This is a genomic window from Fibrobacter sp. (assembly GCA_017503015.1).
In the GTDB taxonomy this organism is placed as follows: Bacteria; Fibrobacterota; Fibrobacteria; order Fibrobacterales; family Fibrobacteraceae; genus Fibrobacter.
The window spans coordinates 20,297-36,875 of sequence record JAFVTX010000044.1; the positions used below are offsets into that span (position 1 = coordinate 20,297).

Consider the following 16,579-nt stretch of genomic DNA (forward strand, 5'->3'; position numbering starts at 1 on the left):
CAAGCCGGGCATGACAAATGGTAGATGAAAAAGAATTTGAAAAAGTCGGATACGGTCTCGTTTGTGGTGGATGTGGGCAACTCCCACACGGTTCTTGGCATATTCAAGGGCGACAAGGTGGTGGACCACTGGAGGCTCACCACCCGCAAGGAAACCACCAGCGACGAGGTGATGAACCGCATTGGCGGTCTTGTCCGTTTTTCCGAAATCAAACCTTCGACTATTACCCACGTGGGGCTTTCGACGGTGGTGCCTGCCCATGAACGCCCGTGGATCAAGGCCCTGCAGACCCTGTTAAAGCGGCCTGTGCAGGTGGTGAGTTCCGACAACTGCCTGGGATGCCCTATCGCCTACCCGAACCCGGCTTCGCTAGGTTCTGACCGTCTCTGCAATATCATCGCCCTTCGGGACCGTGGCTACAAGGATGCCATCGTGGTGGACATGGGAACGGCCACTACTTTTGACGTGATGAAGGATGGCGGCTTTGCTGGGGGTATCATTATTCCCGGTATCAGTGCCAGCTTGGATGTTTTGACCGAGAAGGCGGCAAGGCTTTTACCGGTGAGCATTGAATGGCCGGAACACGTGATTGCCAACAACACCGACGACGCCATCCGCGCGGGTCTCTTGTACGGGTTCATGGCGGAGCTTGAAACCCTGGTGGCCAAAATCAAGGCCGAGATGGGCAAGAAGAAGGTCCCCGTGTTTGCCACGGGAGGCTGGGGCCGCATGGTCATGGGACACAGCAAGGTGATTGACACCTACGACCCCTACCTGACCCTGAACGGGGTGCGCCTGGTTGCCCTTCATGGCAATGGCGCTGCCGATATTGAGGGCGAAGAGGACTGATTCCCTAGAATCTGAAGCCTGCCTGCAGGTGCAACGCAAATCCGTTGCGGAAAACAAGCGAAGAAAAGGAATCCCATTTTTCGGCAAGGGAATAGCCCTTGTTCTTTTCTGTTGTGATGTCTTCGTCGGTATCGGGAATGTCGGGTGGCTCGGGTTCTTCGGCAGGTCCTTTGTCTGGTCCCTTTTCGGTGTGAAAGTGCAGGGGAATAATCTGTTCCATACCGAAGGAGACAAAGAAGGCTTTTGACGGGGATTGCAGTTCGGTGCCTAGCCCCGCCAATGCTCCGACGACATAGCCCTCCTGTTGCCAGGTGCTGGTAGAATGCTTGATGTGGAAGAACCCGGATTTTTCCTTGCGCATGTTTAGCTTGGCTATGTAAGAGGCGTAAAAACCGTCAAGGGTTGCCTTGGGTAGCAGGTGCCAACGGCCCACATTCAGGTTCCACTGGTAGCCCAAACTGGCGTCTAAGATTTTTCCGTCAATGTCGCCATATATGCGGAAAGAACGTTGAAAAACGCTAAAGGAAAGAGTCTTGAGGATAGAACTTTTCAGGGCTCTGTTGGGAGCCAGAGTCTCGTAAAAGCGCCTGCTTTCCCAGGGGATGTTTATTTCCAGGGTCCCGTAAACGGCCCTTGCCGTGAATCGGTCGCCGTCTTGGAACTTGTGCTGGAAGCTTGCCTGGAAAAGGTTTGCGTCTAGTCCCAGGGGCAGGTAGGCGAATCTCTTTTCGCTTGCCTCGTCGCCGTTTTCCCGCATCAGGCCGAACAGCCGGATATCGGCGTACAGGTAGGCGTAAGAAAGTTGGACTTTGTTGCTGGTTCCGTCATAGAGGTAGCGGAAGTCTGTTCCCCAAAAATCAGAGGAATCGCTGAAGGCGTAACCCCACTGGTTTTCGATGTCGGGTGAGGTTTCACTGTAGAAAAATGCCCCTTGCAGTCGATGGCTCAGTAGCCTTGTTCCCGCAGAAAAACTTTTGGCGAGTATGGTAGATTGGTAGGTAGCGTCAATGGTAGGAACGTAATCCTCTTCCCAGTCGGAATGCCAGTGAATTCCCGAAAGTTCAAGGAGTCCGGCGTTGATGGATGCCTTGGCGTAGAGCAAGGAGTCGGGAAGGTGGAAACGGGATGAAACCCCTATGGCAGGAAGTGCGCTAACGTTGGCATCTACGCCAAAGAATTTGAAATCCCTGGAAAGGGATGTGTGTCCTGTAGTGAGAGTTTCTCCTGTCTTCAAATTCCAGGAATAGTTTTTACGGTCGCTGTCGCGGCGGTAACTTAGATGGTAATGACTCTTTCCGACGCTTGCCCCCAAAGCCCAATCCCCTGCCTGCAAGCTGTCGCTGATGGAACAAGTTTTTACAGACGCCTTTGAACCCTTCCAGTCCAACAGAAAAAGCCCGTCGCACTGGACGAGCCCGGAGTTCCAGGCGAACCCCGTGTTTGCAATGAGCAGGGTCGCCAGGAGAACTTTTGTTAGGTTACTCAAGGAACACAAACTTCAAAGCATTCGTTGTAGTAAGTTTCAAAGCATTCGTTAAAGTAGTTTCTGTATTCTAAGCACTCGTCAAAGGAGCTGTATGCAGCACCTCCATCGGTGTAGTTGAAATTATTACACATTATATCTGTATCGCATCCGCCTTCGTCTCTGTCCCAGAAATTGAATCTGATGCCCTTCAGTTTGTCAATCAGTTCCCAAACGTCTTTCTGTTCGAAGTCGGGGAAGATTCTGCCAAAGGTGGGATCCTTGAAGATAATCACGCCCTCGCCGTCGTCGGGGAAGGAACGCGTCCCGTCAAGGAAGCTTATCAATGTTACCGTTTCGGTTCCGGCCTCGTTGGTGAACTTGAAGGTGGTCAGGTCACTGCCATTAAACTTGTAGTACGGAAGGAACGGTTCTGTCCCTTTGACGTTTTCGAAGTACTTGCGAGCATTGACCACGAAGGTTTTTCCCTTGAACGTCACTTCGTAGGGGCCACGGGTGGCCTCTAGTCCCTTGCCTAGATTTTCGATGATGTCCTTTACGTCACTGGTGCTGATGTCTGCGTCGGCACCCTTGCCCACCACGTAGAGGTCGTAGTCCTGGCTTCCCTTTGTCATGCTCTCGTTAAGGCTGTACTGGAATGCGGCACGGATTTCGGTAAGGGCGCTATCCACCAAATTCGGAATGTTTTTCCATTCCTTTTGTTTGTTGCTGTAAATGGAGGTGAATGTTCCGTTTGCACCGATAAGGTTCACGATTTTGACAAGGGCAGCCTTTTGCTTGGCGGTGGGTTCTTCTTCGCCCACGGTGAGTCCATCCAGGTTGTTGATCCAGTCATATTTGCCGTTGTCATCGATTTCCAGATTCATGCTGGTGGCGATGGTGATGGCGGCCTTTGTGGCGAACAGGCCACCCAGGGCTATGCCGAACTCGCTGTTGTCCATTTCGAGGATTTCTTCACCGTCACTGAGCTGCAGCGCGTAGTCGCCTTGAGCCACAATGTATTGCATGTATGTTATGGCGGAATCCACCGTGGGGGCGACTTCCTTTTCAAGGGCGTCCTGAGCGGTCTTGGTAAAGCTCTTGTTCTTGGAAAGAGTGGTTATCATGTCTGTGAAGTCTCCCAAGCTTTCGATGCCGTAGTCGCTGAACCAGAAATCGTAATCGCTGTACAAGTCATTCAGAGTCTTGTTGTTGGCCAGGTCCACAATGGAGGCTACTGCGTAACCCAGTTGGGCGTTGCAGTTTTTGGGAGCCTTGTTCAAAACTTTCTTGTAGGCAGACTTGACTTCGGTACTGAGGGATTTTCCCTTGTCAAAGTCCTTGTCGGCGAATGCCTCAAACAGGTCGATGGCCTTTTCGTTGACCACGTCCAGTGCTTCTAGGACACTCTCGCCATCTTTTGTGTCGCAGGCGGAACGCATGAGACCATTTACTTCGGTGGATGCTGTGGAACCGGACGATTTGATAGTTTGTTCATCTCCTCCATCTTCGGTCTTAGTTTCTTCTTTTTCTGTAGAAGCAGAACTTTTGTCCAGGATGTCGTCAATGTCATCCAGGGAGGCGGAGGACGAACTGTCTCGGGTATCCTCGGGTTCAGAAGAGGAATGGCTGTCTGAAGAACAGGCTGAAAGGGTTGTGATTGCAAGCGATATTCCGAGAATCCAGAAAAATCTCATGAGAACCTCCATTATTTTGTTAAAAGAATATAATAAAAATTGAGAAAAAAAGAAAGGTCCCGGCGAAATCGCCGGGACCTTGTTGTGTATCAAGGAATTTTGTGCAATTTAAGGGGCCTCATGGGGCGGGGCTTCCCGTTCGGGGGGAGGTGTAGGCCCGCTTTCCCGGGGGCCCCGCTTGCCATGATGGCCTTTTTTAAACTTTTCGATGTTTTCTTTCAAGACCTGGCGGAACTTTTCTTGCTGTTCCTTGGTGATAATCTTGTTGATGCTCTTGATGCCTTCGATGCGGTTATCCAGCAGGGCTTTTTGGGCGTCGAGTATTTTGACCTTGGCCGCTTCGATTTGAGCTTCGTCACCGCTGTCCAGGGCATCTTTCAGTTCCTTTTCGGCAGACATCTTTTGTCCGAAGAGTTCCTTGAAGGCCTTGCCGGTCTCTTCGCGGTGTTTGTCCAGGGCGGTCTTTTGCTCCGGAGTCACCTGCAGCAGGGAATCGAACATGGCCGGGTGGGGCCAGTTTTTCTGGAAACCCTTGCCTTCGTGGCCTTTTTTGAAATGGCCTTCGGGCGCTGCCGCCACTTTTTCGGGAGCGTCCATACGGTCGCAAGAATGCTTGGAACAACAGTGCACACTGCAGCATGTGCCGAGGAAGAACCCTACGGCGCAGGCAAGCACGATGAGGCTTGCCACGAATATTTTAACGGAGTTTTTCATTACTTATCCTCCTTTTTTAAGAGATAACTGATGAATTGAAATTCGTCTAAAGATTCCAGGTCGGCATCGCTCTGCCCGAGGTTGCTGTACCAGTTGCTCAGAATGACGGCGCTGTCGGCTTGAGATGCGGCGACGTCGGCTGAAACCATGTCGGATGCGGCGGTCTGGTTCTTGACGGCCGGAGCGGTTTCATTGGCGTCGATAGACCTGAGGAACAGGCTGAAACCCACCAGCAAGAAACTTGCGGCGATGGGAACGGCTGAGAAAAAGCTGAACTTGAGGGTGCGCTCTTTTTCGGCCTTGTCGAGCCGTGCGCAGACCTTGTCCCAGGAATCTTCCCTAGGCGTAATCCGTTCCATTTTGGAAAAGTCGATGGAATCACGCATTTTTCTGTTTCCTTGTCAAAAAGTCCTTTACAAAGTGCCTCGCCCTGCTGAGCCTTGCCTTGATGGTTCCGTCGGGCATGCGGTAAATCTCTGTCAAATCCTTGATGTCTAGCCCCTCGGCGTCCTTGAGCCAGAGCATGCTCCGGGTTTCGGCGGGCAGCTGGTTTAGCCCTAGGGTTAAAAGTTCTGTATCAAACTCCTGTTCCTTTTCTTCTGTGCCCAGGGCGCTTTCGACGATAGTGTCCCAGTTTTCTTCTTCCAGTTCGGCGTGCCTACGCTCTGCCCGGAGTTTCATGAGGCGGGCGTTGACGGTGAGCCTGTAGAGCCAGGTGCCGAGATTGCTCTCGCCACGGAATTTCTGAACGGATCTGGGCACCTGGACAAAGACATCCATCAGTATGTCTTCGGCCTGGTCCCGGTCCTTGAGCATCCGGAAGGCGAGATTCAACACATGGCCGCTATGTTCTTGCCAGAGTATGGCAAGAGCTTCGCGGCTGCCGCTTTTCAAGCCGTTCAAGACACCTCTTTCGTTCATTCTACTATTTGGATGTGCGGGGGTGGGGGATGGTTGCAAAAAAATATAAATTTTGCGAAAAATTCAAAAAACGCCTAAAGTAATCTACTGGAGCCAATATGAAGAGACTTTTTGTCGCCCGTTGGGTCGCCTTCGGCCTATTTGCATCCTTGTTAGTCTCATGTTCCAATGTGGATTCCTCTACCAGTGTGTCGGAGGATTGCTGCAAGGATCCTTTTGCCATAGAGAACCTGACTCTCCGGGAAAAGGTGGGCCAGATGTTTTTGGTGCGGCCGGAGGCCCTGGACACGAGCATCCACTGGAAAAGCTATACGGAGCTTCCGGATTATGGCCTGCAGGAGGTGAACCGGACCATGCTTGCGGTAAACGAGAATTACCCCATCGGTGGCATGATTCTCTTTGCCCACAACATAAAGGACAAGTCCCAGCTGGCTACCTTTATCGAAGATATCCGGAAACTGAAGGGTTTGCCCCTGCTTGCCATTGACGAGGAAGGCGGTCGGGTGGCCCGCATTGCCAACAACGGAACCTTTGATGTTCCCAAGTACGAAAGCATGGCCGCCGTTGCCGAGGCCGGCGACCCGAGCGAAGTCTATAAGATGGCCTTTACCATCGGTTCCTATGTTCGGGAGTATGGCTTTGACATTGACTTTGCGCCGGTGGCCGACGTGAACACCAACCCGGAAAACATCGTGATTGGCCCCCGTGCATTTTCGGACACCCCGGAAGTGGTGGCCGACATGGTGCAGGCCTACTTGCAGGGGCTTGACTCTGCAAAGGTGGTGGGAACCCTTAAGCATTTCCCGGGCCACGGCGACGTGAAGGCGGATACCCACACGGGATACGTGGCTACCCAGAAGACCTGGGAGGAAATGAAGACCTGCGAGATGGTTCCTTTCAAGGCGGGAATCGATGCCGGAGCCCAGATGATTATGACCGCCCATATTGCCGCCCCGAAGGTGACGGGAAACAACCTACCCTCCACCCTTTCGCCGGTGATTTTGCAGGAGAAATTGCGGGGTGAACTGGGCTTCAAGGGCATCATCGTGGCCGACGCCATGGACATGGGTGCCATCGTGCAGGAATACGGTGTAGAAGAATCCGCCGTAAAGGCGATTCAGGCGGGAATCGACATTGTGCTTTGCCCTCTTGACTTTGTAAAGGCTTTTGATGCCGTGATGGCGGCGGTGGAAAAGGGAGAAATCAAGGAATCTCGCATAGACGAAAGCGTGCGTCGGATTCTAGAACTGAAAAAGAGCATCAAGAGATAGGCATGCCCATTCTTTCTGCAAAGAACCTGCTTTTGCGCATCGGGGCGAACGCCCCCCTGTTGGACAACGTGTGCTTTGATATCGAGGCCGGAGACCGGATTTGCCTGGTGGGCCGAAACGGTTGCGGCAAGAGCACCTTGCTGAAGGTGCTTACAGATGAAATGGAGGTGCAGTCCGGCGAGGTCATCAAGAAGTCTGGCTTGCGGATTTCCCGAATGATCCAGGAGATTCCCGCCCACATGGAGGGAACCGTGCGGGACGTGGTGATGGAGCCGCTTTTGCTGTCGGGCACGGCCCGCACGGGTGGCTCCGGCGAAGACGGTGCCGACGAGGGCCAGCACAATGCCCATGCCGAGGCGGTCCTCGGCAAGACGGGCATTGATGCCGACGCTTTGTTCGACAGCCTTTCCGGCGGGCAAAAGCGTCGCGTGCTCTTTGCACGGGCCCTCGCTCAGGACCCGGATCTGCTTTTGCTTGACGAACCTACCAACCATCTGGACATTCCCGCCATACAGTGGCTGGAGGGAATCGTCACCCGCCTGAACTGTGCCGTTCTTTTTGTGAGTCACGACCGGGCCTTTGTCCGGAGGGTAGCATCCCGAATTTTTGACCTGGACCGTGGCCGCGTGCGTTGCTGGGATTTCCCCTACGACAAGTTCGTGCAGTTTCGGGACCAGGCTCTGGCCGAAGAGGAAAAGGCCAACGCCCTTTTTGACAAGAAACTGGCCGAAGAAGAAGTCTGGATCCGCAAAGGAATCCAGGCCCGCCGTACCAGGAACGAGGGCCGGGTCCGCGCCCTCATCAAGATGCGTGAAGAACGGGCGGCCAGGCGCTCCCGGGTAGGGAACGTGAACATGCAGATTACCGAGGCGGAAAAGTCCGGCCGCCTGGTGGCACGCCTTACCGACGTGAACTATTCTTACGGCGGCTCGCCCTTGATCAATAACCTCACCACGGAAATTTTCCGTGGTGACCGCATAGGAATCGTGGGGCCCAACGGTTCGGGAAAGACCACGCTCTTGCGGTTGATTTTGGGAGAACTTGCGCCGGAAAGCGGAATGGTTCGGCTGGGGACGAACCTGCAAGTGGCCTACTTTGACCAGATGCGGACCAGGCTTCGGGAAGACAAGTCCCTGGTGGAAAACATCGGCGACGGTCAGGCCTACATCACGTTGAACGGCGTGAAGCGTCATGTGCTGAGTTACCTGCAGGATTTTCTGTTTTCGGCGGACAGGGCCCGAGGCCCTATTAGTGCTTTGAGCGGCGGTGAACGGAACCGGCTGTTGCTGGCTTGCCTCTTTAGCCACCCCAGCAACGTGCTGGTGCTGGACGAACCTACCAACGATTTGGACATGGAAACTCTGGACCTGCTGGCGGATTTGATTGCGGACTATAAGGGAACTGTTTTGACGGTGAGTCACGACCGGGCTTTTTTGGATTCGGTGGCTACGGAGATTCTGGCCATCGAAGAAAACGGGAATGTTTTTGAAGCGGTGGGTGGTTACAGCGATTACGAGGCCAACCGAAAACAGCGTGAAAAGGAAGCCGCCAGCGCAGCCCGTGCCTTGGCCGAAAGGGAACAGACTCGAAACCAGCAGGGCTCCGTCGCTGCGAGAGCTACCCCTGCCGAGGCGCCAAAAAAGAAAAAGCGCAGTTACAACGAGGAGCGGGAATACGCCGCCCTGCCTGAAAAAATCGAGACTCTGGAAGCGGAAATCGCCCAGCGCCAGACGGAACTTTCGAAGCCCGAAGTTTATACCAATGCGGCCCGGATTGTGGAGCTACAGGGCGAAATTGCGGAAAGGGAGGCTGCTTTGGAACGCGCTTACGAGCGTTTTGAGGAATTGGACGCCCTGGGATAGTCGGACGAGCCTGTGATTTAAGTCACAATCGTATTTTTTTATTACATTTTGGGCAGATGGGAAATCATAAGAGGTCTATTATGATGAAAAAGATGATTTCGTTTGGCGCGCTATGCGCTCTGGTTTCTACCGTTTCTGCCGCAACTACGGTCTGGACTGAAGACGGTCCCGGTGAAAAGGCTCCGGCGTACTGGCTGGATTATGTGTATCCAGACAAAACTACGCTTGCCTCTGTCGACACGTCCACTACTGCTGAGAATGTGAAGGTCGCAGTAATGCATGCTTCGGCAGGATCAACCGATAATGGGGCCGGATTTGGCTTTGCCTGGGCGCAGAACTCTTCTTACCAAACGATTCCCGTAAACCTTTCTGCTTACAAGGGAGTTTGCTTGACTTATAGTGCTACAACTCGCTTGCGTATGGATTTTAAGCAGTCCAACCTGGAATCAAGTAGCAACTTCTATGGTACGGAATTAGATTCGACAAATGGATTTAAAAAGGTTTTTATCGCTTTTAATGAACTAAAGCAGGGCTGGACTTCGTCTCCAAGAATTTCGTGGGATGTGACGAGTCAGAAAGGAGTGCAGTTCGGCTACAAGAAGGGATTTGTGACGAATTCAGCCAACACTTCCATCTTCCAGTTGAAAAGTTTTATCCTTGGCAATGAATGTGAAACCTTTGCCCCAGTCCTGGTAGAAGGTGTCGAAAGCCCTGGTTCTTTGACCTTGAACGAGGGGAACGTGCATTCTCTGGACTTGACGGAAATTTTTGTGGACCCCGATGGCGAGGCCCTTACCTACACGGTGTCGATTTTGGCGGAGAATGCGGGTGACGTGGTACTTGCCGATGACCAGTACAATACCACTCATGTGCTGAATCTGAAAACAGGCTATAATCCTAAGGGTGGTGCCAGGGTGACTGTTACGGCGAAAGATCCGACCAACAAGACTGCTGTCTATGAACTGGATGTAACTACGGTTGACGGAGAAAATGCTCCGGTGGCTGTAAATGACAGCTACACGACCCAGGAAGAAAAGGCCTTGAGCGTCGATTTCAGGAATTTCGTGACGGTAAATGATGACGATGCCGATGGCGACAAGTATGTGCCAGAACTCGTTACGTCGGTTAGTCACGGAACCCTGGATTTTGACGTAGAAAATGGGGGATTTACCTATACCCCGGCAAAGGATTTCTTTGGCGAAGACGCTTTTACGTACCAGTTGAAGGAATTGCCCCGTGATGGAGATGACAGCTACGAAGTCAAAACGAGTAACGTGGCTACGGTAACTATTTCCGTTACGAATGTAGATGACCCCATCCAGGTGGAAGTGGTTAATCCGACATTCAAGATAGGTTCGGACGAATACGAACTGATGAAAGATACGGTGGAAGTGGATGAAGACTTCAGTTCGCTTACGGTCAAGATTTCCACTACCGATGTTGTCTTTAGCGACCCGGACGTGACTGCAGCGTCGTTGCAAGTGAAGGCGATGTCTAGCGGGGTTGTGAGTGTTGATGCCGGAGAATACAACGGAAATTATCTGATTAGGGTGGATGCTGTAGAAGATTCAAATGGCGTTGCCAAGGTGACACTGTTTGCAGCTGACAATGGCGATACCGCAAGTGTGTGGTTCTTTGTAAAGGTGAACTCCGTGGTAGATCCACCTGTGGCTGTCAATGACGCCTATACCGTGGTGCAGGATTCCGTGAACAAGATTGCCGCTAGCAAGGGCGTTCTTGCAAACGACGTGAACCCCGACGGAAAGACAACTCTCAAGGCCTATTTGGTGGCAGATGCCAGCAAGGGCAAGGTGACACTTGCCGAAGACGGTTCGTTTACCTATGCTGCGGGCAAGGAGAAAGGCTCTGATTCGTTCACCTACTATATCGTGAATGCCGAAGGAGTTGAGTCTGAACCGGCCACTGTTACGCTGACGGTGGCTCACAAGAATCTGCCGCCCCAGATTGTTGCCGGGGTAGCGGATACCGTTGGAAACCGTCTTAGCTCTTTGACGGAAGATTTCTCTGGAATAAAGAGGTTTACTGCTGCTGAGGTGAAAAGCTGGTTTGCAGACGACGAGGATGCAACTTTGACCTTTACCACACGTACCGATGATAGCTTGCTTGCACCGACCATGGTTTCTGGAGCCTTGCAAATCAAGGCTGTCAAGGATGCCTGCGGTGATGCCCAAGTCATAGTGATTGCTGCGGACACCAAGGGAGCGAAGACGGAACTTGCAATACCAGCGAAAATTGCCTGCGTGAATGACAAACCCGTTCTTGTAAAATATTACGATTCTCTGTATGTAGGAACGGAATCTGTCTTTACAAAGGCATTTGACCTTAAGAAATGGATTTCAGACCCCGATGGGGATGTTCTCAGTTACAAAGTGCTGGGAGTTAGCGGAGCCGAAAATTTTATTTCTTGGACTATAGATGGCGACAACCTGATTTTGTCTTCTTTGGAAGGGGCTTCGTTGGAGCCGAATAAGTTTCTATCCATAAAGGTGGTGGCGTCTGATGCTTCTACAAGCACGACTATGAGTTTTGCCGTGCTTACGAGAGATGCTCCTCCGGCAGGGATTGCACCGCAGGTTGCCGCTGCCAAACTGAATTGGCGGAGAGCAATTGCCACCAATCATGGTGCTGTGGCGCTGTTCGATATGCAGGGCCGCGTGATGTGGAAGGCCAAACTCCCGGTCAGCGAAGCCGACGTGCGTAACGCCGCCGCTCAGGTGCAAGGCAGAAAGATCCTGCAGGTGAATCGCCAGAGCTGGACGATTAAATAGTTCAGATTTCAGAAGTCAGAATTCGGAATTAAAAATTCAGGATTAACAAAGAATGCTCCGCTAAAGCGGAGCATTTAATTTATAAATATTGAAAATTCAGTTCGGAAATCAAATCTGAATTCCGAACTCCGAATTCCTAACTTATTTCACCAGAGCTTCTGTATCCAGTGCGATGAGCAGTTCTTCGTTGGTGGCGACGACCATGGCGGTGGGGGTGCCGTCCTTACTGATGATGTGGCCGGATTCCTTGCCGTTCTTTTCGTTGCGGGCTTCGTCGATCTGGTAGCCGAGAATTTTGAGGTTGTCCATGGCCATCTTGCGGACAAGCTTGCTGTTCTCGCCGATACCGCCGGTGAACACCAGCGCGTCGATGCGGGGGAGAGCCATGGCGATGCCGCCGATTTCGCGGGTGAGCCTGTAGGCGAAGGTTTCGAGGGCGATCTGTGCACCCACGTGGCCTTCGCTTGCGGCCTGCGTCAGGGTGCGCATGTCGTTAGAAAGTCCGGAGAGGCCGAGGAGGCCCGATTCCTTGTTCACGAGCTTGTCAAGACGGTCGATATCATAGCCGTATTTTTTGCTGATGAAGAAGAGGATGGCCGGGTCAAGGGAGCCGGAGCGGGTGCCCATGATGAGGCCCTCCAGCGGGGTAAAGCCCATGGTGGTATCAACGCACTGGCCGTTCAGAATGGCGGAGCAGCTGGAACCGTTACCGAGGTGAGCCGTGATGAAGCAGCAGTCTTCCGGCTTCTTGCCCAAAATCTTGGCGGCTTCGCCGGTCACGAAGCGGTGGCTCGTGCCGTGTGCGCCGTAGCGGCGAATCTTGTCTTCTTCGTAGAACTTGTAGGGGATGCCGTAGAGGTAAGCCTTGCGGGGCATGGTCTGGTGGAAGGCGGTGTCGAACACGGCGACCTGCGGGAGGCCCGGGAAGAACTTGGTGGCGCATTCCATACCGGTGGCGTGTGCGGGTTCGTGGAGCGGGGCGAACAGCGTGATGCTGCGGATGTAGTCAATGACTTCCTGCGTGACGTGCTCGCTCTTGACGTACTTGCCGCCGTGCACCACACGGTGGCCGATGGCTTCAATCGTGTCGGTGAGCTTCTGTTCGGCGAGGAACTTCTGCACTTCGGCAACGGCTTCGGCGTGAGTCGGGCAGTCGAAATTGAAGTCGATGTTTCCGACCGGGCCCTTGGCCTTGACGTGGCCATTTACGCCGATATTTTCGACGAGGCCGCTGGAGATGGACTGTTTGGTCTGGGTGTCGATAACGGCGAACTTGACCGAGGAACTGCCGCAATTGAGAACGAGTACGCGCATAATTACTTAGGGGTTAGGATTTAGGGCCTAGGGGCTAGGGGCGTCATCCTGAGCGGAGTCCGTAGGACGAAGTCGAAGGATCTAGACCGGATATTTTAATTAGCATTGGGAATAATAGCATTTTGGCTTGGTGTTGGCTTTTGGGGTACGAAAAAAACTAAATTCAAGGCGATGTTCAAGAAAATCGCAGAGTTTGATAACCGTGTGTCGGTCTACTGGACCAACCGGCATTTCTCGGAGAAGGTAAACGACCGGCTCCGTTTTTATGTGCGGCTTGGTGACGGCTACATCTGGGGCGCCTTTGCCCTGTTCGTTCTTGTGATGGTGGGTTGGGAGAAGTTTTTGCCCATTTTGTGGCAGGCCCTGATGGCCCTGGCGGTAAGCCTCATTATTTACGAGGTGGTAAAGCTGAACACCAAACGGCCTCGCCCCTTTGCCGCAAATCCGCAAATCAAGGCGGAAGTGCCGCCCCTGGACAAGTACAGTTTCCCTTCGGGGCATACCATGAACAACTTGGCAGTGGCCAGTGCCGTCTTTTACGGCGTGCCCCGGTACGGCTGGGTTATGCTGATTTTGCCCTTGACCTGGGGGCTCTTGCGGGTGTACTTTGGCGTGCACTGGCTGACGGACATCTTGTGCGGCTTTGTGCTGGGTATCGTGAGCTTTGTGCTGGGGCACCTGCTGTGGATAATGATTTTCTAGACGTAATGACAAACGATTTTGTAAGCGCCCAGGACTTCTTTGAATCTCTCGCTCCCGACGAGCGGGTTTACCTGCTGGTGCGGCACGGTGAACGGAACCATATCACGCCAAACGATCCGGATTATGGCGCCCACGTGGGTCTGACGGAGCGTGGGCGGGAGCAAGCCCTTGGTTTGGGCCGGGTTGTCTCTGCTAGTGGCAAATCGCCTGCCGATGTGTGCTTTTTCTCTAGCCCTGTGGGGCGTTGTGTGGAAACGGCCGAATATATCGGCAAGGGTTGCGGTGTCAAGAACTCCGAGGTGGAAAAACTGGACTGCCTGGCGGAATACTTTGTTCAGAATTACGCCGCCTATGAGGCTGTGCTGCGTGCTGGCTTTTACGAGGGTATCTGCGAGTGGCTGGCGGCCAATTCCCGCGAAGCAGAAGTGACGGAAACGCAAGACGCAGATGCTCCTTTTTACCCCCTGGCGGAACGCTCCGAGGAGATGCTTTCCATGATGCTCGAAAAGGGGCATGCCCGTTTTAACGTGTTCGTGACCCACGACGCCTGGGTGGTGCCCTGCCTTACGCACTTTTGCGGCCTGAAATTTACGCCCCAGCGTTGGATGAATTTTTTGACCGGGATGGCGGTAGTGGTCGGCAGCGACGGCCTGACTGTCCGGCGGATTGTTCCCGTGACGGCACTCCCTACGGGGTGGCTCCTTTTTTAGGGGTTTTGCCCGACCGGTCCATTTACTTTGGATGTGTTTTATATACATTTTGTCCAATGACCTTAACCTATCTGTAGATATTAAGAGGTTCTTTATGGGTTTTAATTTCCGCGGGCTGGCCTTTAAGCAGTCCATGATGATCTTGGCGGCTATTACGGTCGTGTTTGGCTTGATTTTTGCCATCATGGGCCAAAAGACTCAGGACATACTGAACAAGATTACCATCGAAAACGGTGAGGAAACCAGCCGGGCCAATGTGAACTACATTGACAAGCTGTTCAATTCAGGGAAACTTGTGGGTGATGACATTGCAGAAACCCTAGGCAAGAGGAGAATGGCCAAGGCGGATTTGGATACCTTCCTGTTGCATTCCCTTACCAACGCCCGTAACCTGATTCCCCAGATTGTGGCTGTGGTGCTGGCCTATGAACCTGGCATGGGCCCGGAAACTCCCAAGGGCGAATTCATGCGTCTTGCCCGCTTTACCGAAAACGAAATCCGCCTGGTTACGGGAGCCAATTACCAGGACAAGGAATGGTATTCCAGCACCAAGGAAGGTAAGACCAGCCGTTGGCAAGAACCTTTTATCGGTGAGTTCGTTCCCGAACCCATTGCCGTCTATACCGTCCCTATTTTCCAGAAGGATAAAAATGGCGATGACGTTTTGGCGGGCGTTCTGGCCGTCGATATGTCTATCGAGTTCCTTAAAGACGAAATCGCGACGATTCCCGTTTCCAACGGGGGCTATGCCCTGATCACCTCGGAAAATAATGTGGCTGTCGCTTACCCTAAAAGCATTGCCCAAGGGAAAAGAAATCGTGAAATAGTGGTCAAGGAAATCCGCGGCAACAGCACCGTTGACTTTGACAGGAAAAATAGGGACCCAAGCGGGCTGTTTATGGGAACGGTGGCCGGCGGAGAAGAATCGGCCGTTTACTACACCAAAATCAACTCCAACAATTGGACATTTATGGTGGTGTGGCCCGTCCAGAAGTTTTTACAAGACCAGAGAGACACCCGCAAGCTTTTCTTGATACTTGCCCTGGGTGGTTATGGCGTTATCCTTGTCATCATCTTGTTGATTTCTTTCAGAGTGGCAAAGCCTCTCAAGGAGCTCGTTTTTGCGGCAAAGAAACTTGGCGGTGGAAATTTCGATGTGGATATTCCGAAGGTGTCTGGCCGTGACGAGGTGGCGGAATTTGCGACGGCTTTCTCGAATATGCTTTCTACGCTCAAGGCGCATATCGAAAAAGAGAAAGACATGAAACGGATTGAGCGGGAGCTGGATCTTGCCCGCAATATTCAGCTTTCCATGTTGCCCGGAGCCGAGCGCGACGAAAATTCCGAAGACGACCGCCATGAACTTGCCCCCTTCTTGCTCCCCGCAAAAGAAGTGGGAGGCGATTTCTACGATTTCTTCAAGATAGACAACGACCATCTTTGCGTGGTGGTGGGCGATGTTTCCGGAAAGGGCGTCGCAGCGGCTCTGTTCATGATGGTGGCTCGAATAATCCTTCGTACCATGTCGAAGAACTTGAAGTCCGTAGTGGATGCTTTCAACAAAACGAACTATGCCCTGGCAAAGCGGAACAATTTGATGATGTTCGTGACGGTCTGGGCGGGAATTATCGATTTGCGCACGGGGCATGTGGAGTTCGCCTCCGCCGGACACAATCCTCCTGCGGTCCGCCACGAAGACGGCTCGGTAGAGTTTATCCCTAGCCGCTCGGAACTGGTCATGGCGGCTATGGAAGATACTGTATATACCAAGCAGACCTATGACCTCAAGAAAGGCGATACCCTGTTCCTCTATACCGACGGCGTGACGGAAGCGACCAATGACAAGGATGAACTGTTCGGCAACGACAGGCTTCTGGATGCCTTGAAAAGGGGTGGCCGGCAGAACACTTCTGACACGTGCACGCAGGTCAAGAGGGAGCTGGACGGCTTTGTGCAGAAGGCTCCGCAGTTCGATGACATTACCATGCTTGCTGTTAAGTTCAACGGAAGCGACGAACCCGTATGGGAACGCTACGAAAAGACGGTGAACGTGGCCGAAAACGACAAGGGCGCTCTCAAGTCCTTTGTGCAGGATATCCTTACTCCTATGGACGGAGCAAAGAAATTGCAGATGCAGGACGCCTGGGAACGTTACGAGAAGATTGTGGACGTTGTTCCCGAGAACCAGGATATTCTGACGGCGTTTGTGGAAGGGATTCTTGCCCCCATGGAAGGTTCCATGAAGTCCCAGATGCAAATCAATATCGCCATCGATGAAATCTACAGTA

Annotated in this window: 13 protein-coding genes; 7 read left to right on the plus strand and 6 right to left on the minus strand. The window is 52.7% G+C overall.

Annotation, left to right across the window (positions count from 1 at the left end; all coding sequences use genetic code 11):
* Window positions 1–24: 24 nt before the first annotated feature.
* A complete protein-coding gene (locus IKB43_07770; protein ID MBR2470029.1) occupies window positions 25–849 on the plus strand; it encodes a type III pantothenate kinase in 825 nt (274 codons plus the stop codon).
* Between the two features lie 4 nt (window positions 850–853).
* Here the strand turns inward: IKB43_07770 and IKB43_07775 are convergent, their stop codons facing one another.
* From IKB43_07775 to IKB43_07795, 5 genes are all read right to left on the minus strand, one after another.
* Window positions 854–2,335, minus strand: a complete 1,482-nt coding sequence (locus IKB43_07775) for a hypothetical protein (GenBank protein ID MBR2470030.1) — start codon at window positions 2,333–2,335, stop codon at window positions 854–856.
* Complete coding sequence (locus tag IKB43_07780) at window positions 2,332–4,008, minus strand: hypothetical protein (protein MBR2470031.1); 1,677 nt, start codon at window positions 4,006–4,008, stop codon at window positions 2,332–2,334. Before IKB43_07780 ends, IKB43_07775 begins: the two co-directional genes overlap by 4 nt.
* Before the next feature lie 108 nt (window positions 4,009–4,116).
* Window positions 4,117–4,722 (minus strand): Spy/CpxP family protein refolding chaperone, encoded by a 606-nt coding sequence (locus IKB43_07785; protein ID MBR2470032.1) that lies wholly within the window; start codon window positions 4,720–4,722, stop codon window positions 4,117–4,119.
* Window positions 4,722–5,108 carry a hypothetical protein gene (locus IKB43_07790; protein MBR2470033.1) on the minus strand — a complete coding sequence of 129 codons (387 nt, stop codon included), beginning with the start codon at window positions 5,106–5,108 and terminating at the stop codon, window positions 4,722–4,724. The genes IKB43_07785 and IKB43_07790 overlap by 1 nt, the downstream gene beginning before the upstream one ends.
* Window positions 5,101–5,643 carry a sigma-70 family RNA polymerase sigma factor gene (locus tag IKB43_07795; protein ID MBR2470034.1) on the minus strand — a complete coding sequence of 181 codons (543 nt, stop codon included), beginning with the start codon at window positions 5,641–5,643 and terminating at the stop codon, window positions 5,101–5,103. Before IKB43_07795 ends, IKB43_07790 begins: the two co-directional genes overlap by 8 nt.
* A 98-nt stretch (window positions 5,644–5,741) precedes the next feature.
* Here IKB43_07795 and IKB43_07800 point away from each other — a divergent pair, with 98 nt between their 5' ends.
* From IKB43_07800 to IKB43_07810, 3 genes are all read left to right on the plus strand, one after another.
* On the plus strand, window positions 5,742–6,914 hold the full coding sequence (locus IKB43_07800; protein MBR2470035.1) for a glycoside hydrolase: 1,173 nt from the start codon (window positions 5,742–5,744) through the stop codon (window positions 6,912–6,914).
* A 2-nt stretch (window positions 6,915–6,916) separates the two neighbouring features.
* The gene (locus IKB43_07805) at window positions 6,917–8,776 is read left to right on the plus strand and encodes an ATP-binding cassette domain-containing protein (GenBank protein MBR2470036.1); all 1,860 of its coding nucleotides are present in this window, start codon (window positions 6,917–6,919) and stop codon (window positions 8,774–8,776) included.
* 80 nt (window positions 8,777–8,856) lie between these two features.
* Complete coding sequence (locus IKB43_07810; GenBank protein ID MBR2470037.1) at window positions 8,857–11,565, plus strand: cadherin-like domain-containing protein; 2,709 nt, start codon at window positions 8,857–8,859, stop codon at window positions 11,563–11,565.
* A gap of 141 nt (window positions 11,566–11,706) precedes the next feature.
* On the opposite strand, the gene IKB43_07815 is transcribed toward IKB43_07810, so the two are convergent.
* Window positions 11,707–12,879: an acetate kinase gene (locus IKB43_07815; protein MBR2470038.1), complete on the minus strand. Its 1,173-nt coding sequence runs from the start codon at window positions 12,877–12,879 to the stop codon at window positions 11,707–11,709.
* Window positions 12,880–13,050: 171 nt separating this feature from the next.
* Here IKB43_07815 and IKB43_07820 point away from each other — a divergent pair, with 171 nt between their 5' ends.
* The 3 genes from IKB43_07820 to IKB43_07830 form a co-directional block, all read left to right on the plus strand.
* Window positions 13,051–13,581, plus strand: coding sequence for a phosphatase PAP2 family protein (locus IKB43_07820; protein ID MBR2470039.1), 531 nt, complete (start codon window positions 13,051–13,053; stop codon window positions 13,579–13,581).
* Between the two features lie 5 nt (window positions 13,582–13,586).
* Window positions 13,587–14,291: a histidine phosphatase family protein gene (locus IKB43_07825; protein MBR2470040.1), complete on the plus strand. Its 705-nt coding sequence runs from the start codon at window positions 13,587–13,589 to the stop codon at window positions 14,289–14,291.
* A gap of 94 nt (window positions 14,292–14,385) precedes the next feature.
* A partial coding sequence (locus tag IKB43_07830; protein MBR2470041.1) for a SpoIIE family protein phosphatase occupies window positions 14,386–16,579 on the plus strand: 2,194 nt, incomplete at its 3' end.